16 protein-coding genes are annotated in these 18,228 nt (G+C 71.9%); 9 read left to right on the plus strand and 7 right to left on the minus strand.

The genetic code is table 11. The annotated features are described in order from the left end of the window. Nucleotides 1–15 precede the first annotated feature (15 nt). From NOSIN_RS26315 to NOSIN_RS26325, 3 genes are all read right to left on the minus strand, one after another. Nucleotides 16–525, minus strand: coding sequence for an RDD family protein (locus NOSIN_RS26315; protein ID WP_227015394.1), 510 nt, complete (start codon nucleotides 523–525; stop codon nucleotides 16–18). Between the two features lie 419 nt (nucleotides 526–944). Further along, nucleotides 945–1,445, minus strand: a complete 501-nt coding sequence (gene greA / locus NOSIN_RS26320) for a transcription elongation factor GreA (RefSeq protein ID WP_077693301.1) — start codon at nucleotides 1,443–1,445, stop codon at nucleotides 945–947. Between the two features lie 136 nt (nucleotides 1,446–1,581). Continuing rightward, a complete protein-coding gene (locus tag NOSIN_RS26325) occupies nucleotides 1,582–2,043 on the minus strand; it encodes a DUF4307 domain-containing protein (protein ID WP_077693302.1) in 462 nt (153 codons plus the stop codon). 152 nt (nucleotides 2,044–2,195) lie between these two features. Between NOSIN_RS26325 and mca the strand changes: the two genes are divergently transcribed. From mca to NOSIN_RS26340, 3 genes are all read left to right on the plus strand, one after another. Then, complete coding sequence (gene mca / locus NOSIN_RS26330; protein WP_077693303.1) at nucleotides 2,196–3,074, plus strand: mycothiol conjugate amidase Mca; 879 nt, start codon at nucleotides 2,196–2,198, stop codon at nucleotides 3,072–3,074. 5 nt (nucleotides 3,075–3,079) lie between these two features. Next, nucleotides 3,080–3,313: a hypothetical protein gene (locus tag NOSIN_RS26335; protein WP_077693304.1), complete on the plus strand. Its 234-nt coding sequence runs from the start codon at nucleotides 3,080–3,082 to the stop codon at nucleotides 3,311–3,313. A 91-nt stretch (nucleotides 3,314–3,404) separates the two neighbouring features. Then, the gene (locus NOSIN_RS26340) at nucleotides 3,405–5,438 is read left to right on the plus strand and encodes a thioredoxin domain-containing protein (RefSeq protein WP_077693305.1); all 2,034 of its coding nucleotides are present in this window, start codon (nucleotides 3,405–3,407) and stop codon (nucleotides 5,436–5,438) included. Between the two features lie 12 nt (nucleotides 5,439–5,450). On the opposite strand, the gene NOSIN_RS26345 is transcribed toward NOSIN_RS26340, so the two are convergent. Both NOSIN_RS26345 and NOSIN_RS26350 read right to left on the minus strand, forming a co-directional pair. Beyond that, nucleotides 5,451–6,260, minus strand: coding sequence for an alpha/beta fold hydrolase (locus NOSIN_RS26345; protein WP_077693306.1), 810 nt, complete (start codon nucleotides 6,258–6,260; stop codon nucleotides 5,451–5,453). Between the two features lie 136 nt (nucleotides 6,261–6,396). Further along, entirely contained in the window at nucleotides 6,397–7,764 is a 1,368-nt protein-coding gene (locus NOSIN_RS26350) for a serine/threonine-protein kinase (protein ID WP_077693307.1), read from the minus strand. Between the two features lie 312 nt (nucleotides 7,765–8,076). Here NOSIN_RS26350 and NOSIN_RS26355 point away from each other — a divergent pair, with 312 nt between their 5' ends. The 4 genes from NOSIN_RS26355 to NOSIN_RS26370 all read left to right on the plus strand — a co-directional run bounded on the left by NOSIN_RS26355 (nucleotide 8,077) and on the right by NOSIN_RS26370 (nucleotide 12,220). Next, on the plus strand, nucleotides 8,077–8,691 hold the full coding sequence (locus NOSIN_RS26355) for an RNA polymerase sigma factor (protein WP_077693308.1): 615 nt from the start codon (nucleotides 8,077–8,079) through the stop codon (nucleotides 8,689–8,691). Between the two features lie 90 nt (nucleotides 8,692–8,781). Then, nucleotides 8,782–9,543 (plus strand): isoprenyl transferase, encoded by a 762-nt coding sequence (locus NOSIN_RS26360; protein WP_077693309.1) that lies wholly within the window; start codon nucleotides 8,782–8,784, stop codon nucleotides 9,541–9,543. A gap of 267 nt (nucleotides 9,544–9,810) precedes the next feature. After that, on the plus strand, nucleotides 9,811–11,160 hold the full coding sequence (locus NOSIN_RS26365) for a PhoH family protein (RefSeq protein ID WP_077693310.1): 1,350 nt from the start codon (nucleotides 9,811–9,813) through the stop codon (nucleotides 11,158–11,160). Nucleotides 11,161–11,602: 442 nt separating this feature from the next. Continuing rightward, nucleotides 11,603–12,220 carry a DUF4333 domain-containing protein gene (locus NOSIN_RS26370; protein WP_077693311.1) on the plus strand — a complete coding sequence of 206 codons (618 nt, stop codon included), beginning with the start codon at nucleotides 11,603–11,605 and terminating at the stop codon, nucleotides 12,218–12,220. A gap of 143 nt (nucleotides 12,221–12,363) precedes the next feature. Here NOSIN_RS26370 and NOSIN_RS26375 read toward each other — a convergent pair whose 3' ends face one another. Both NOSIN_RS26375 and NOSIN_RS26380 read right to left on the minus strand, forming a co-directional pair. Then, the gene (locus tag NOSIN_RS26375; RefSeq protein ID WP_077693312.1) at nucleotides 12,364–12,777 is read right to left on the minus strand and encodes a pyridoxamine 5'-phosphate oxidase family protein; all 414 of its coding nucleotides are present in this window, start codon (nucleotides 12,775–12,777) and stop codon (nucleotides 12,364–12,366) included. 84 nt (nucleotides 12,778–12,861) lie between these two features. Then, nucleotides 12,862–16,164, minus strand: a complete 3,303-nt coding sequence (locus NOSIN_RS26380) for an SCO7613 C-terminal domain-containing membrane protein (protein ID WP_077693313.1) — start codon at nucleotides 16,162–16,164, stop codon at nucleotides 12,862–12,864. Nucleotides 16,165–16,578: 414 nt separating this feature from the next. Between NOSIN_RS26380 and NOSIN_RS26385 the strand changes: the two genes are divergently transcribed. Further along, nucleotides 16,579–17,295, plus strand: a complete 717-nt coding sequence (locus NOSIN_RS26385) for an aggregation-promoting factor C-terminal-like domain-containing protein (protein WP_077693314.1) — start codon at nucleotides 16,579–16,581, stop codon at nucleotides 17,293–17,295. Nucleotides 17,296–17,337: 42 nt separating this feature from the next. Next, nucleotides 17,338–18,000: an aggregation-promoting factor C-terminal-like domain-containing protein gene (locus tag NOSIN_RS26390; RefSeq protein ID WP_077693315.1), complete on the plus strand. Its 663-nt coding sequence runs from the start codon at nucleotides 17,338–17,340 to the stop codon at nucleotides 17,998–18,000. Nucleotides 18,001–18,228: the final 228 nt, after the last annotated feature.

Here is an 18,228-nt window from a genome sequence, read left to right on the forward strand (position 1 = left end):
CGGGGCGGCCGGCCCTCAGGTGCGGATGACCACGGTCCCGGCGACCCGGTCGTGCAGGGAGCGGTTCCGCCGGTCGCCGAACGCGGCCATGGACTCGGCCATGGTGAAGACGTGGCCCAGGCCCGGCAGCGACTGGGGGAGTCCGAAGAACGCGGAGCGGCCCAGCGCCTGTCCCTGGCTGAGCCTTCCTCCGTCGGCGGCGCTCACCACCTTGATCCCGACCATCATCTTGCCGAGCGTGCGGCCCCAGGTGACCAGGTACAGCCAGTCGTAGAAGAACAGCAGCAGGCCCCAGCCGAACACGAACAGCACGGCCCACAGGGTGCCCTCGGCGTCGGTGGTCTGGTCGCTGCCGGTGAGGACCACCGTCACGACGGCCATGACGACGAAGAACGCCGCGGCGGCGAAGAGCGCGAGGACGTAGTCGATGGTGCGGGCGGCCAGGCGGCGGCCGAAGGTGGCCGGCTCCGGCCCGGCGGGCGGGGACGCGCCCTGCCCCGGCGGCATGCCCTGGACCGGCTGCATACCTTGTCCCGGCGGCATGCCGGGGCCCGGCCAGCCCTGCGGCGGGCCGGAGACGGGCCGGCCCCAGCCGGGACCGGGCGGGGGAGCGCCCTGGCCGGGGGCGGGGCCCCACCCCCCGTTCGGGGGCGGATACGCGACGGGACGGGGATCCTTGGGATTCCAGTGGGTCGGGGGCATGGCGGCGGAGGTTCCTCGGTTGGTTCGTCGGTGGGACGGCCTGCGGAAGCCGGTACGCGGGGGGGCTCTTCGAGACTATGACGAGACTACGACGCGAAAGGCCTCCGAAGGGATCCCTTTCCCTTCGGAGGCCTTTCGCTCGGGGAGCGGACGCGTCCGCGGCGGGGCGCCCCGGCCGGGGAACACCCCCGAAAGCGGCGGGGGCGGCTGGACGCCGCCCCCCACCTGATCCGCTGGGTGTGTCACATGCCGGTGTAGGGAACGGCGTCGATGATCTCGACTCCCAGGCTCTTGTTGTTCGGGAGCTGGTAGCTGACCTTCTCCCCCACACGCCTGCCGTTGATGGCGGACCCCAGAGGTGACTTCGGGGAGTACACATCGATCGGAGCGCCGCTCTCCTCGCGGGAGGCGAGCAGGAAGGTGACCTCGTCCTCGTCCCCGTCGAACTTGACGGTGACGGTCATGCCGGGGCCGACCACGCCCTCGGTACGGGGCGCCTCGCCGACCCGCGCGGTGCGCAGGATCTCGGTGAGCTGGAGGATGCGGGCCTCCATCTTGCCCTGTTCCTCCTTGGCGGCGTGGTAGCCGCCGTTCTCCTTGAGGTCGCCCTCCTCCCGGGCCGCCTCGATCTTCTCCGCGATCTCGATGCGCCCACTCCCCGACAGGTGGTCCAGCTCGGACTTGAGCCGGTTGTACGCCTCCTGGGTGAGCCAGGTGACGTTGTCATCGCGGGTCTGGGTCACGGGAACTCCTTGTGTACTAGTAGCAGAGGCCACCAAGCGGCCTGAGCTGAACTTACGAGAATATCACCGTGCGCCGTGGCGCACGGGTACTCACGTCTCACCGGTGCTGCCGGCCGGTGGGAAGGGGCTCGGTGGATCAGTCCTGTGAACCTTGTTCCCTACACGAGGCCACTTCTACCGTGGCAGCCTGACGAAGCGTCTCAACGGTCGTGGTGACCGTTCGGTTCCCGGCTTCGACATCGCTGTCCGCCTGGCCCACCTCGACGAGCTTCTCGTCCAGTGCCACGATCAGGCACTCGGCGCCGTTCCTGCTGTTCACCTCGTAGACGATGGTCGCCTCTTGGGGCGTGGGCGCCGTATACGACACCACCTGGTGGTACACGCCGCCGCCCAGACCGCTGTAGTTCATCACGGAGTAGCCCCAGCCGACCGCGCTCACCACCGCGAACACGGCGGCGATGACGAAGAAGACCGGGCCGTTGCCGTGGCGTTTGCGCAGCGCGGGCGCCGGCGCGGCACGGACCGGGGATTCGGCCGCGGTGTCGGCCGGGGTTTCGTCGGCACTGTTCACGGCGTCTTCTTCCGGGGTCGGCTGCATCGGGAATCTCCGAACAAGGGGACGGTGTTGTCTAAGATATCCCCGACCTGACAGCCTCCCCACGCGGCCCGCGCGTGAGTCGTCCGATCCGGGCACCGGGGAGCCGGACGGCCGCGCCCCGCGTCCGGCCACTAGTCAAGGAGAACCCTTCGTTGTCCGAGCGCCTGCGCCTTATGGCCGTTCATGCCCACCCCGATGACGAATCCAGCAAGGGCGCGGCCACCATGGCGCGCTACGTGGACGAGGGCGTCGACGTGCTGGTCGTCACCATGACCGGTGGCGAACGCGGCGACATCCTCAATCCCGCCATGGAACGTCCCGAGATCCGTGAGAACATCGCCCAGGTCCGCCGTGAGGAGATGGACCGGGCGAGGGAGATCCTCGGCGTCCAGCAGGAGTTCGCCGGTTTCGTCGACTCCGGCCTGCCCGAGGGCGACCCGCTGCCTCCCCTGCCGGAGGGCAGCTTCGCCACCCTCCCGGTCGAGGAGGGCGCCGCACCCCTCGTGGCGTCCATCCGCCGGTTCCGCCCGCACGTCGTCCTCACCTACGACGAGAACGGCGGTTACCCGCACCCCGACCACATCATGACCCACAAGGTGTCGATGCACGCCTTCGACACCGCGGGCGACCCCGACGCCTACCCGGACGCGGGCGAGCCCTGGCAGCCGCTCAAGCTGTACTACTTCGTGTCCTTCCCGCCCGAGCGGTTCGAGGCCCTGGCCGACATACTCGCCTCGCGCGGCATGGAGAACCCCTTCGAGGAGTGGATGAAGAGGCTCAAGGACCGCGAGCGCCCCCGCTGGGAGATCACCACGCGCGTGCACTGCAGCGAGTACTTCGACCTCGCCGACGAGGCCCTCAAGGCGCACGCCACCCAGGTGGACCCCAACGGGTTCTGGTTCGCCGTGCCCAACGACGTCGTGGCGGAGGCCTGGCCGACCGAGGACTACCACCTGGTGCGTTCGACGGTGGACACCGAGGTCCCTGAGAAGGACCTCTTCGCGGGCGTCCGAGAAGCAGTGAGAGTATGAGCGGTATGAACACCCTTCTCCCGTCCGCGACGGTGCTGGCGAGCGACTTCGAACTCAACAGCGACACCGTGACACCCGGTGTCCTGGGCTTCCTCGTCGTCTTCGCGATCGGCGTCGGGCTGTACTTCCTCATGCGCAGCCTCATGGGCAAGCTCCGCGCCCTGCCCAAGGACGACGACTTCGCCGTGAGGTCCTCCTCCGGGGACGCCTCCGCGGAGGACACCGCCCCGCGGACCTGAGGGACCGTCTCCCGCCCTGACCCAGCGGGAACGGGACGGTTCCCGCCCCGGGAGGCAGACGGCTCCCGGCTTCGGATGGCAGAGTTGGAGCATGTCCAACCGCCTGAGCGACGCGACCAGCCCGTACCTGCTGCAACACGCCGACAACCCCGTGGAGTGGTGGCCCTGGGGTGAGGAGGCCTTCGCCGAGGCGCGCCGACGCGACGTGCCCGTGCTCGTCTCCATCGGATACTCGGCCTGCCACTGGTGCCACGTGATGGCCCACGAGTCCTTCGAGGACGGGGCGACCGCGGACCGGATGAACGCCCTGTACGTCAACGTCAAGGTGGACCGCGAGGAGCGCCCCGACGTCGACGCGGTCTACATGGAGGCCACCCAGGCCATGACCGGCCAGGGCGGGTGGCCCATGACCGTGTTCACCACCCCCGACGGCGCCCCGTTCTACTGCGGCACCTACTTCCCGCGCGACCACTTCCAGCGCCTGCTGGAGGCCGTGGCCAACGCCTGGCGGGAGCAGCGCACCGAGCTGCTCGACCAGGGGAAGCGGGTGGTGGAGGCGCTCAGCGGCCCGCGTACCCTGCCCGACGCGCCTCCGCCCTCCGCCGCACAGCTCGACCTGGCCGTCCAGGCGCTGGTGCGCGACTACGACCACGGGCACGGCGGCTTCGGCACCGCGCCCAAGTTCCCGCCGTCGATGCTGCTGTCCTTCCTCACCGCGCAGGACGAGCGCACCGGATCCCTCCAGACCGCCGACGAGCCCACCCCGGCCGGGCTGATGGCCTTCGGGACCGCGCTGGCGATGGCCCGGGGCGGCATCTACGACCAGCTCGGCGGAGGGTTCGCGCGCTACTCGGTGGACCAGGAGTGGGTCGTCCCCCACTTCGAGAAGATGCTCTACGACAACGCGCTGCTGCTGCGCTCCTACACGCGTATGGCCCGCCGCCCCCCGGGGCCGGGCGTCATCGAGGGTGACACGCACGCCCTGCTGCGCCGGGTGGCCGGGGAGACCGCGGACTGGATGCTGCGCGACCTGCGCACGCCCGAGGGCGGGTTCGCCTCGGCGCTGGACGCCGACAGCGAGGGCGCGGAGGGCACCTACTACGTGTGGACCCCCGCCCAGGTGCGGGAGGTCCTCGACAGGGAGGACGCGGCCTTCGCGGCCGAGGTGTTTCGCATCACGGAGGAGGGCACCTTCGAGCACGGCTCCTCGGTGCTCCAACTGCCCGAGCCGCCCGCCGACCCCTGGCGCTACGAGCGGGTCCGGGAGGCGCTGTTCAACGCCCGCCTGGAGCGGGTGGCCCCCGCGCGCGACGACAAGGTCGTGGCCGCGTGGAACGGCCTGGCGATCGCGGCCCTGGCCGAGGCGGGCGTCCTGCTGGAGCGCCCCGACCTGGTGGAGGCCGCCCGCGGGGCCGCGGACCTGCTGCTGCGCGTACACCTGCGGGACGGGCGCCTGGCCCGCACCTCGCGGGGCGGCCGGCCGGGTACCAGCGCCGGTGTGCTGGAGGACTACGCCGACGTCGCGGAGGGACTGCTCGTCCTGCACGGGGTGACCGGGGAAGCGCGGTACGCGCATGAGGCCGGACGCCTGCTGGACACCGTCCTGGAGCACTTCGGCGACGGCGCCGGCGGGTTCTACGACACCGCCGACGACGCCGAGAAGCTGTTCAACCGCCCGCAGGACCCCACCGACAACGTCACGCCGTCCGGCCGGTCGGCGGCGGCGTCCGCACTGCTCGCCCACGCCGCGCTGACCGGTTCGGAGCGCCACCGCGCCGCCGCCGAGGAGGCGCTGTCGCCGGTGGCGGTGCTGGCGGAGAAGGCTCCCCGGTTCGCCGGATGGGGCCTGGCCACCGGAGAGGCGCTCCTGACCGGGCCGCGCGCCGTCGCGGTGGTGGGCGACCCCGGGGACCTCCGGACCGGTGAGCTGGTGCGCACCGCGCTGACCTGGGCGCCGCTGGGCACCGTGCTGTCCCGGGGCGACGGCCGCGACGACGGCGGGGTGCCGCTGCTGCGCGACCGCGCGCCGGTCGGCGGGCAGCCGACCGCCTACGTGTGCGAGGGCTTCGTCTGCAAGCTCCCGGTCACCTCACCCGAGGACCTGCGGGAGCAGCTGCGGGGCTGAGTCCCCGCCGTCTCAGCGCCGGGACTCCAGGACCCCGCGCAGCACGGCGGCGAAGCCCTCGGGATCGTCGGTGAAGCCGCCGTGTCCGCCGGGGAAGGTGACCGGCGCGGTACCGAGCAGGTCGGCCAGCGCCACGGAGGAGCGGGAGGTGCTCAGGGGGCCGGAGTCCGCGCCGACACCGACGACGACCCGGACCGGGCCGCCGCGCAGGGCGTCGGTGTCGGGCACGTACCGGGCGGTCTCCCGCAGTTCGTGGGCGAAGAAGCGGGCGCTGTCGGCGAGCATCTGCTCCGAGGGCTCCTCGGCCGGAGCGCCGTCGCCCTCCTCCACCGGGAATCCGGCGTTGGCCATGAACTTGGCCCAGGCCGCGGCCACGCCCTCCCGGTGGTAGGTCGCGATGAGGTCCTCCATCGCCGCGCGCTGCTCGGCGGCGTCGGGCAGCAGCTCCATCAGGGGCGGCTCGTGCGCGACGGCCGTACGGACCCGGCCGGGGTGCCGCCGGGCCAGTGCCAGCGCGGTCACCGCGCCGCCGCTGGAGCCCAGCACGTCCGCGGAGTCCGCGCCGAGGGCGTCCAGGAGGGCGACGACGTCGTCGGCGCGCAGCTCGGGCGTGGAGTCCTGCTCCGGGTCGTTCAGGGTGCTGCGGGAGATGCCCCGGGGGTCGTGGGTGAGGACGGTGCGGTCCCGCGCGAGTACGTCCGCCACGGGGACGAACTCCTCCGCGCCCATGGGAGCGCCCGCGAGTACGAGGACGGGGCCCTCGCCGCGCACCTCGTAGTACAGGGTTCCGTCGGGTGTCTCCAGGGTGTGCGTGCTCGCCATGGCCGCTGCTCCTCCTCGTGCGTGCCCCCACCGAACGGGGACCTCACCAGGAACAGACTCCGGCGGGGGCGCGGACTCATCGGCCCCGCCGGAGGAAAAGAGGAGAAGGGGCGAAGGCGGCGGCCTCGGTGCGTGCTCAGTTCACGGACGTGCCGTTGATGATCTCGTCCACCAGGTCGGGGCGGTATCCCGGCTGGCGGACCTCCAGGTACACGGTTCCCGGCACGCCCGGCTGGTGCACGGCGGCGCTGCTGAACGAGCCGTTGCCGGCGCACTCGGGCCACTCCCACACCGTGCCCCTCCAGACGCCGGTGTCCAGCTCGCGCTCCCTCGGCGCGCTCCCGCACGGACCGGTGCCGGTCCCGCCCAGGCCGCGGTCGTCCGGCACCACCGTCGCGTACACCCCGTAGGACCGCGTGTCGTCGGAGGACCACCCGTCGGCGTCTGTCGCCACCAGCAGCCCCGGTTCGGGCTCGGACCCGGTCCCGGCCGCCGGGTACACCTCCCGGCCGGTGTGGAACTCGCGGGCCCACACCAGCGGCACCTGCACGCGGAGCTGCTGGGTGGCGTAGCGCACCGTGGTCAGGGACAGGCCCGGACTGCCGGCCGAGGCCGTGACGGTGCCCGTCAGCACGGCGAGGGATACCAGCAGCGCCGCCGTCCGCTGCCACGGCATCCGGTACCGCTGCCACCACGGCACCGCCTGGGGCAGGTCGGGCGCCATACGGATCGTCCTGACCCGGTCGGTGAAGGTTTTGGCGTCCGCAGGACGGCTTTCCCGGTCCACCGAAAGTGCCGACAGAATGAGTTCGTCGAGCGCCGGAGGCAGACCTGGCCGGATCCGGCCAGGGGGAATCCTCACCGGCGGACGCGACGGCGGCCGGCCGGTGATGAGTTCGTAGGCGACCGCGCCCAGCGAGTACACGTCGGAGCGAACGTCCAGGTCACCGCCGGGGATGCTCTGCTCCGGCGACATGTAGCCGGGCGTCCCGGCCGCGGCGGTGAACCCCGAGGCCTCGTCGATCGACTTGGCGAACCCCAGGTCCGCCACCAGCACCCGCTGACCCACCGGTGACGACTGGAGCAGCACGTTCGACGGCTTGATGTCACGGTGGATCGTGCCGTGGTTGTGCAGCACGGTGATGCCCTGGCCGATCTCGGTCAGCAGCCTCAGGACCTCGTCCAAGGGCAGTTGACCTCGTTGGACGAGGTCTGCAACGCTTCCCTGGTCGGCGTAGGTCATCACCATGTAGGGCCGCCCGTCGGGCAGCACGTCCACGTCGTGCACCGCCACCAGCCACGTGGAGTCGGTCTGGCGCAGAATGCGCGCCTCCTCCAGGAAGCGGTACTGGATGTCCATCTGGTGCGCCCAGTTCTCGGCGAGTACCTTGATGGCCACCGGATAGTTGAGCAGGTCGTCCTGCGCCAGCCAGACCGTGGCGAAGGAGCCGGAACCAAGGCGCCGAATGACGCGGTAACGTCCGAAGGCCTCCGGTTGGCTCATTTCCGCCTCGGTCTGTCGGGGGTGAATACGCGGTCGCTGCCCACTAATACACCATCTGTACCTTCACATTGCCTACCGTCTATATGATCCCCTCACCGGGTGGTACCGGGATCCTTCGGCCATGGACACCGAAGACGGCCCGACGGATTCCGCGCCGTGTGAACGGCCGCGAGGAAATGTGGATTTTCGCGGGGGCGGAGCCGGACGGGGACCGTAGACGTCCCATACACGTGTGACCCTCGAAACAGACGGGCGCACACGCGTCCGCAGCGGACGGCCGGACGTCTGCCGTCAGTCAGGGAGAGACCAGCCATGCGCAGTAGTGACCACGCAGACAACGAGGAGACGACCCCCGCGCCCCGGCGCCGGGTGGCCAGCAACGTCGACGAGGAGTTGGAGGAGCTCGCGCGCCAGGCCAAGGCCGGCGACGCCGTGGCCCTGGACGCCCTGCTCCGGCGGATCCAGCCCGAGGTGCTGCGCCGGTGCGCACGCTTCCTGCCCTACCGCCAGGACGCCGAGGAGGCGTGCCAGGACGCGCTGTTGCGCGTGGCCCGCAAGATCGACAGCTTCAAGGGCGACTCCCTGTTCACCACCTGGCTGTACACGGTGGTGTCCAACTCCGCCCGGCAGACCTACCGCTCGATGAAGCGCCGTTCGGCCGAGTTCCCCACCGAGGCCGAGCGTATGCCCCACCAGAGCGACCCCCGCACGACCAGTGTCATCGCGGGTTCCCGTATCGACCTGTTGGAGGCCCTCGACCAGTTGGAGAAGGACCGCCCCAACCTGGTGGCCCCCCTGGTCCTGCGCGACCTGTGCCAGATGGACTACAACGAGATCGCGTCCGAGCTCGATCTGGCCCTGGGCACGGTCAAGTCCCGTATCCACCAGGGGCGCAAGCACGTGCGCAAGTCCCTGGCTGTGACGTAGTCCCCGCGGGCGAACTACGCTGGAACCAACCCCGTCAACACATCCTTTCCAGCGGTGTGCTGTCCCATCCAGCTCTGAAAGGTTTCGCCAATGGGGATGCGTGACCCCCTGTACTGGCTGTACGAGCGGCGTCTTGAACGCAGGCTGACCAGCCAGGAGATCCCCCGCCACGTCGGCGTGGCCATGGACGGCAACCGGCGCTGGGCCAAGAGCAGCGGCCTCCAGGGGGCCGAACAGGGCCACCAGGCGGGTGCGAACAAGATCTTCGAGCTGTTGCGCTGGTGCGACGAGGTGGGCGTCCAGGTGGTCACCCTCTGGATGCTGTCCACCGACAACCTCACCCGCGACGAGTCCGAGCTCGGTCCGCTCGTGCGCATCATCGAGCAGACCATCGCCCGGCTGCGCGAGGAGGGGTGGAACACGCGCCCCGTCGGAGCCCTCGACATCCTGCCCGACTCCACCGCCCGCGAGCTCAAGGAGACGGAGGCGGCCACATCCGGTAACCCGGGCCTGGTTGTCAACGTCGCCGTCGGGTATGGAGGTAGACGTGAGATCGCTGATGCGGTTCGGTCCCTCCTCCACGAGGAGGCGGCCAAGGGCACCGATATCCAGGAGCTGGCCGAGCGCCTGGACATCGAGGACATCGCACGGCATCTCTACACGCGCGGTCAGCCCGACCCCGACCTGCTCATCCGCACGTCGGGGGAGCAGCGCCTGTCCGGTTTCATGCTGTGGCAGAGCGTGCACTCGGAGTTCTACTTCTGCGAGGTCTTCTGGCCTGCCTTCCGCAGAGTGGACTTCCTGCGCGCACTGCGCTCGTACGGCGCGCGCAACCGCCGCTACGGATCCTGATCCCCGGGTCCTTCCGGGGGCCGCCCTCTTCACGCGGAGTTCACCGCGCGGAGGGGGAGGTCCCTTGGAAACGGGAGCACGGACGCGTAGCGTCGTAAGCAGCGGGTGGCGTTCGCCCACCCGTTCGGGAGGCCCCGGCTCATTGATCTCCTCCGCCCTCGCGGAACGTCAAAGAGGAGGGCCGGACCCGGCCCTCGCGGGTCAGGTCCCGGTCCTCCATGATCCCGTGACAGTAGGGCGCCCCAGTGGTGCCCAAGGGGAGAACGAGTGGCTAGTTCCTCTACCGATCACCGTGACACCCAGTCCCCCGCCGACCCCCACACGGAGGTGGCAGAGGGTGGGCGCGTCCACGTGCTCGACACCAGCGTCCTGCTCGCCGACCCTCAGGCCATGAGCCGGTTCGCCGAGCACGAGGTCGTCATCCCCGTGGTGGTGATCACCGAGCTGGAGAGCAAGCGTCACCACCCTGAGCTCGGATACTTCGCGCGCAACGCGCTGCGCCGCCTCGACGACCTCCGGGCCGCCAACGGCCGTCTGGACGTCCCGGTACCGGTGAACGAACAGGGCGGAACGCTGCGTGTGGAGCTCAACCACAGCGATCCGGGGATCCTGCCGGCGGGCTTCCGGCTCGGCGACAACGACACCCGGATCCTCACTGTGGCCCGCAACCTCCAGGAGGAGGGCGCGGAGGTCGTGCTGGTGAGCAAGGACCTGCCGATGCGGATCAAGGCGTCCTCGATCGGCCTGGCCGCCGACGAGTACCGCGCCGAACTCGCCATCGAGCACGGCTGGACGGGCATGGCCGAACTGGACGTGCCCGCCCACCAGATCGGTGAGCTGTTCACGGGTGGCGCGAGCGACATCGAGGAGGCCCGCGAGCTCCCCTGCCACACCGGACTGGTGCTGGTGTCCGAACGCGGCAAGGCGCTGGGCCGGGTCCAGCCCGACAAGTCGGTGAAGCTGGTGCGCGGTGACCGGGACGTGTTCGGCCTGCACGGCCGCAGCGCCGAGCAGCGCATCGCCCTCGACCTGCTCACCGACCCCGAGGTGGGCATCGTGTCCCTGGGCGGACGCGCGGGCACAGGCAAGTCGGCCCTGGCCCTGTGCGCGGGTCTGGAGGCCGTCCTGGAGCGCCGCCAGTACCGCAAGGTGATGGTGTTCCGGCCGCTGTACGCGGTCGGCGGCCAGGAACTGGGCTACCTGCCCGGCACCGAGAACGACAAGATGACCCCCTGGGGCCAGGCGGTGCACGACACCCTGTCCGCGGTGACCAGCGAGGACGTCATCGAGGAGATCGTGGACCGGGGGATGCTGGAGGTCCTGCCGCTCACGCACATCCGGGGCCGCTCGCTGCACGACGCGTTCGTGATCGTGGACGAGGCCCAGTCCCTGGAGCGCAACGTGCTGCTCACGGTGCTGTCCCGCCTGGGCGAGAACTCGCGGGTGGTGCTCACCCACGACATCGCCCAGCGCGACAACCTGCGCGTGGGCCGCCACGACGGTGTGGTCGCGGTGATCGAGAAGCTCAAGGGGCACCCCCTGTTCGCGCACGTCACCCTGACCCGGTCCGAGCGGTCGCCGATCGCCGCCCTGGTCACCGAGATGCTGGAGAACTAGCAGTGTTCTCTTAGGGCTCCGCTCCGCTTCGCCCGTCACCCTCAACGGACGCCCGCGGCGCGGAGCCCTCCTCGTTCTGGCGTCCTGTGGGCGGGACCCCCGGACTCTCCGGGACGACACCCTCAGGGGATGGGCGAGCACGCATCGAACAGAGGGCCCGTTCCGGTGGATCCGGGGCGGGCCCTCCGCCGTCCACGGGTGCCCTTTCCCGGGCCCGGACGGAGCCCCACGGGGCCCGCGGGTGCGTCGGTGCTTCGGTGGGGAGCGCGCCCCCAGGCGTCGCGTGCGCCGTGACCGGCTCGGGCGGCCTCCCCGCGAACACCGGGTGAACGAACCGGGAATGAGGCCACGACTGCGTATCGAAGCGCCCGGCCCCGGAACCCCCACGCCGTTCGCGGGGTCTGTCCACCTGGTATGTCACAGCACACTAGAGGAGGCCGCGATGCGGCAGGCCAGACGTAGTCGGATCATCGGAGTGGCTCTGGGCGCGCTGCCCCTGGTCCTGGTCACCGGCTGCTCGTTCGATTTCAGTATCGGTGGCCCCGCCGCCGTCGACGCCGACCAGGTCGCCCAGCGGTCGAGCGAGATGCTGACCGAGCAGATCGGCCAGACCCCCGAGGACTTCTCCTGCTCCGAGGACCTTCCCGCGGAGGTGGGCGCCGAGATCCGCTGCGAGCTCACCAGCGGCGGCGAGAGCGTCGGCGTGACCGTCACGACCACCTCGGTCGACGGTGACGACGTCCAGTGGGACGTCCAGGTCGACGACACCGTCGCCGCCGAGGACGACACCGCCGCCGAGGACGGCACCGGAGTCGAGGCGAGCGGTGACACCGTCCCCGCCGAACAGGTCGTCGAGCAGTCGGTCGCGCAGCTGGAGGCGTCGGTCGGCCGGGCCCCGGAGGACTTCTCCTGCCCCGAGGGCCTCCCAGCGGAGGTGGGCGCCGAGATCCGCTGCAACCTCGTGGACGGCGGCATGAACTACGGCGTGACCGTCACGACGACCTCGGTCGACGGCGGCGACGTCCAGTGGGACATCCAGGTCGATGAAGAGCCCCTGTAACGCCGGGCGCATCGGTCAGGTCCCCTTCCCCCCCGGGTCGGTAGCGGCGATCCGGCCTGGGGGAGGGGTCCGGAAAACGGCGTTCCCCCACCGGGAGCGCGGCGGTGGCGCCCGCCTCCGGTGGGACCGGCCCGTGCGCGTCCCTACCGCGCCGTGCCGTCCAGCAGCCAGCGGGTCACCGCCACCTCCAGCAGGGCACGGGTGTCCTTGGTCTCCGGGAACGGCGTGCGGATGTCGTAGCCGTACCGCTCCTGGAAGGCCTCGACCACGTCCTCGGGGAAACCCTCCGTGCGCACCGTGGCCCGGCCCTCGGCCACCACGGGCGCGTCGCCGTCCTCCAGGGCCAGGGACACCCGCGGGTCGGCGGCCGCGTTACGGGCCTTGACCGACCCCGCGCCCACACTGACCCACCAGCGGTCGCGCAGGTGGACGAACCACACGGGTGTGACGTGCGGCGAGCCGTCGCGGCGCAGGGTGCACAGCCACACGTTCCGGTCGGTGCGCAGCCGGCCGGAGACGGCGTCGGGCACGGGCACCGGAGTGCGTACGTCGGGCACGGCGGCCCTCCTCGGTCTCGGTTCTCGGACGGGTCCGATTCTGCGACCTCAACCGCTGTCGAGGTCAAACGGCGGTCCACCGGCTCAGCGCATGCCCGCCACCAACCGGCCCAGGCGCCGCAGCCGCTCCAGGCTCGCCTCGTACCGGGCGCCGATCACCAGCAGCAGTACGCCCGCGACGGCGAACGGAAGCCAGTTCGGCACCAGCCGGGTCAGGTCCCACAGCGGCGGCCCGAACGCCCGCAGCGACGTCGTCACCAGCACCAGTCCGCCCAGTACCAGCGCCGCCTGGAGCCGTCGGCGCATGCCCCACACGACCACGGCCAGCCCCAGCAGGAGCACGGCGGGCACTCTCCACACCATGCCTTCCTCCATGAGCACCAGCACCACCGTGGGCAGGAGCAGCAGCATCAGCCCGCCACCGTAGGCGGACCAGCTCGACGGTGTCCCGGCCGCCTTGCGGCTCCACTCCCAGCCGATGGCCAGCGCGGCGAGGGCGGGCGGCACCGTGTACGCCTCGGGCACGGCCACGTCCCACGCGGCCAGCACCGTCCACAGCGCGGCGAACATCAGCAGGGCCCCCGCCGACGCGTACCATCGCCGGTCGGGCCGCACGGCGGTCGCCAGCGCGATCACCCCGACCACCGCGAGCGCCAGCGCGACCAACTCCAGCCGCGCCCCCGCCGAAACGGTGACGACCAGAGCCGCCACCGCCCACAGGCACGCCGGGACCTCCGTCGCCAGTACCAGGGGACCGCTCAGCCTCGGCGCCGCCACGGCCACCGCGGCGACCATCGCGATCGGAGCCAGCGCCGCGTACTCCACGGGCGCTCCCAGCAGCAGCGGCAGGGCCAGGGCGAAGGCCCCCGTCGCCGCCGTGGCCACCGCCGTGGCGCAGATCGCCGGGACGGGGGTCCGCGCCAGCGCCGCCACCACCGCGCCGACCACCGCGACCGCCATCAGAGCACCGGTGCTCGCGTGCTCCTGCGCGAGTGCCCAGCCCGACCCCAGCACCAAGGTGAGGAGCCCGGTCGCCCCCGCCACCAGGCCGACCCACCGGTCCCGGGCCAGAGCCGACCACAGGGCCAGCGCCGAGCCCACCGCGAACGTCCACACCAGCGCGGCGAGAAGCGGCGCGTCCAGGACCAGCGGCAGCGGGACCAGAGCGGCCGGTGCTGCGAGTGCGGCGGCGATCGCTGTCCGGCGCCGGTCGAGCAGCCTGGCCAGCGCCACCGCCGCGACACCGGCCGCGAGCACTGCCACCGCCGTTCCGGCCGACGCCGCGGTGCCCGCCTGAGCCGACAGCCCCAGGACCGAGTACGCGGGGGCCGACATCGCCGACACGGGCTCCGACCACGGTTCGGCGCGGGGGAGGAGCGGTAGGCCGGGGCTCTGGGCGCGCCCCGCGAGCAGCGGGGCGGTCGCCAGCAGGAGCAGCCCGAGGAGGGTGAACGGCGTCCGGGGGTCGGGTGCGGAGCGGTCCGCCGGGGCGACGGGGGCGGGTGTCCGGCCGAGCGCCAGTGCGGTCGCCCCGGACAGCAGGCCCGCGGCGGCGAGCAGCCACCACGCCGGGGGCGGCACCGCCTCCGAGATCACGAGTCCGAGCAGGAAGAACGCGCCGGTCAGCAGGGCCAGTGACCACAGGAGCAGCCCCGCCCCGTACGGCGCCGACGCCGGGACGCCCCCGGAAGCGGTACGGCGGTACAGCAGTACGGTGACCAGCGCGGTCGCGTTCAGGAACAGCAGCGCTCCCAGGGAGGTGTACTGGTCCGGGAGCGACCACAGCAGACCGGTGACCAGGGTCAGGGCTCCGGTGACCGCCGGAACCCAGGCCGTGCGCCGACGCGGCGGCAGGACCGTGCCCAGTACCAGCGCGGCGCCGACCAGCAGCGCCCACACGGTCGCCACCACGTGCGGCAGCCCCAGCAGCAGCGGGAACGCCAGCAGCGTCGGCGGGGCGACCAGGGCGGCGGCGGGCACGAGCGCGTCGCGGCGCAGCAGGGCCGCCGCGCCCAGGGACAGTACGGCGCAGGCCACGATCGCGGCCAGGTGGAGCGGGTCGTGGGCCGGGCCGGTCATCGGACCGATGGAGAGCCCCAGCACCTGGAGCACGGGCTCGGTCGCGGTGGAGGGACCGCCGCTCCACGGGGCCGCGGGCACCCGTGGCAGCACGGGCAGGTGCGCGGGCCCGGCGGCCAGCGGCGTCATACCCAGTGCCAGGAGCGCGATGGCCGCGGGGGCGGTCGCGGGGGCCCGTCTCCCGGCGGTGGCGGTGCCGAGGGGGCGCCGGGAGAGCAGCAGACCGGTCGCACCCGACAGCAGCAGGGCGGCGGCCAGGGCCCACCGGGTCTGCGAAGCGTCGGAGCCGGGGTCGGCGAGGACCAGCACGGCCGTCAGGAGCAGGGTGAGCGCCCACAGCACCGCCGCGGTGAGGTGGAGGGTGCGCACGGGGCGGCCCGGCCGGGGCTCACCGAGCCACCTGACCACGAGCAGGTCGCCGAACGCGGTCGCGGCGAGGACGGGCAGCGCCCAGTACCACGCCTCGCCGGACGGCAGGGAGAACACCGACAGCACCGGGACCGGCTGGCACAGCAGGGCGGCGATGACACGCGGGGACCGTAGCGGCACGAGCACCGGATAGAGCACCAGCAGCGAGCCGATGACGGCCAGCGCCGCGGCCGTGTAGCCGGGCCCGCCCCCGAACCGGTCGGACATCAACAGCCACAGGGCGAGGGCGTCGACGCACAGCAGCGCGGCGGCCAGGCAGCCGAAGGTCTCGGCGGTGGCCCTCAGACCGCGCCGGTGCAGCGGGAGGGCCAGGGCGGCGAATGCCGCGGTGGTGACCCCGAGGACTCCGGCGCGGGCGCCGGTGCCCATGTCGCTCCACGTCCAGATGGCGAAGACCAGGGCGGCGATGCCGACGAGCAGGCCGCCCAGCCCGAGGATGACGTTCTGCGCGGAGCGCCGGGTGACCTCCCCGGCCGGCGGAGCCGCCTGAGGGTGCGCGGCTGCGGGAGCCGGCGCGGGCGCCGGGCCCGGGGGCCGCTGCCACGCGCCGCCGGCCGCCTCGGCGGCGTGGGGAGCACCGGGAGTACCGGGAGCGCCGGCGGCGTGCACCCCGGGTCGGGCGCCCGCGCGGGAGACGGCCCACGCCGACTCCTCGCGTAGGAGCTCCACCACGGCGGCGCGCTCGCCGTACAGCTCCTGTCGTCGGCTGTCGAGCACGGCGATCTCGGAGTCGATCCGCCACAGGCGCTGGGCCGTGCCGCCGACGAGGAGGAGTCCGCACCGCGGGCAGGCCCGGGGCCGGACGGGCAGCGGAGCGCGGCAGTCCGGGCACCCGGGGCGGGGCCCCTCGGGGGAGGGCGGGGATCCGTGGACGTTCATGGCGCCATCCTCGCCCCCGACGAGGCCGCGCACATCCGTACGGATACTCATGAGCACCCCGTCCGGTGGGACGCGTCCCCACCGGAGGGCTCGGAGATCCTTGCCACACCCCCGACACACCTTGGTCTGCTGTTTACTCTTCGTGTCAAAAGCCAGGTCAAAGCCGTGTGTTTCGGGTGCATTCCGTAATGTGAGCCAAGGCACAGTAAAACTGGCGTTACTTCATCGTGACGATGATGCAGTCTGGACCCGCTGCACACATCCCCTCCCACGTGGCGCAACCCGTGTCGCGGCTGGTCGAACGGCGGATCCGTCCCACCGCGCACATCACCTCCGGGCCCACGTGGTCAGCAGCGGCGAAGCAGACACACGAACGCCCGTAGGGCACGTGTGCGTCTACGCGAAAGGGCGATCTTGCTACACCAGCTTTTCTCACTGCGCCATGCGGGTGCCGTCGGCGCCGCGGCCCTCGTCGCCGGCGGTACGTTCGCGGTCGCAGCGACCGCGTCGGGCGGCCCGGTCGATCCCAGGGAGCTCTCCTCCGCCGCGGTGGCCCCCGAGCGGTCGGCCGCCTCCGAGAAGCCCGCGGAGGAAGGCGGCGGGGACGCCGACGCGTTCTTCGCCGCGGCGCAGCCCCAGAGCCGCGAACGGGAGGCCCAGCGCGAGGAGAACCGGGCGCGGGCCGAGGCGGCGGTCGCCGGGGCCGTCCAGTCCGCCAGCGGAGAGGGCAGCGAGATCCCCGAGCCCGAGCCCGAACCGGAGCCCGAGGCCGACTCCTCCGACGGCTCCGGCTCCTCCGGCGACGCCTCCACCGCGTCGGCCCCCTCCGGGGCGCCCAAGGAGATCGCCCTCCAGATGGTCCTCGACGAGGGTTGGGCCGCCAGCGAGTTCCACGACTGCCTCGAACCCCTGTGGGAGAAGGAGAGCGGCTGGGACCACACGGCCGAGAACCCCAGTTCGGGCGCCTACGGTATTCCGCAGTCCCTTCCCGGCAGCAAGATGGCCTCCCACGGTGACGACTGGCGGACCAACCCCGCCACCCAGATCGCGTGGGGCATCGACTACATCAAGGGCCGCTACGGCAACCCGTGCGGAGCCTGGTCCCACTCCCAGGCCAACAACTGGTATTAATGAGCTTTCCCTGCCCATGACCCCCTCTTGGGAAAGGCAACCGTGCTACTCAACCGAATGTCGCTGCGCAGTACGGCGGCGGTCGGTGCGGCGACCCTCGTCGCGGGTGCGACCTTCGCCGTCTCCGCCTTCACGGGTGACGACGTCGCCCCGGACATGGCGGCCAGTGCCGCCACACCGGACACCGAGGAACCCACCGCCGACACCGAGGCCGCAGAGGCCACCGAGGCCGTAGAGGACGTGTTCTTCTCCGAGCAGCTGAGCCAGGAGGAGATCCAGAGCCTGCGCACCCAGGCTCAGGAACAGCGTGACGCCGCCCTCGGCAACGGGGTCCAGACGGCCCAGGTCGAGGGGAGTGACATCGAGGAGGAGGAAGAGGAAGAGGAGGTCCCCGTCCCCTCCGGAGACCCCAAGGCCATCGCCCTGGAGATGGTCCTGGCCCAGGGTTGGGCCGCCAGCGAGTTCCACGACTGCCTCGAACCCCTGTGGGAGAAGGAGAGCGGTTGGAACCCGCTGGCCGAGAACCCCAGCTCGGGCGCCTACGGGATTCCGCAGTCCTACCCCGGCGAGAAGATGGCCTCCCACGGCAGTGACTGGCGGACCAACCCCGCCACCCAGATCTCGTGGGGCATCGACTACATCAAGGGCCGCTACGACACCCCGTGCGGAGCCTGGGCCCAGTCCCAGGCCACCGGCGCGTACTGACCCGAGGCCGTAAGCCCCTACCGACGGCTCCCCGAACGGAGCCGGCGGCTGCGGGGCACGTCGGAGCCGCCGGCCTCTCCACGGCGACGGCCCCCGCGATCCTTGAGTTCTAGTGATCGTCGCAACACCCCACCTCAGGGGAAGCGATGGAATTCAAGATCCGGGACCGCTCGGTCAACGCGGGGACACGTGCCCTGGTGGAAGAACGCCGGGTCTACCTTCAGCTGG

The sequence above is a fragment of the Nocardiopsis sinuspersici genome (genome assembly GCF_001998325.1).
Classification (GTDB): domain Bacteria; phylum Actinomycetota; class Actinomycetes; order Streptosporangiales; family Streptosporangiaceae; genus Nocardiopsis; species Nocardiopsis sinuspersici.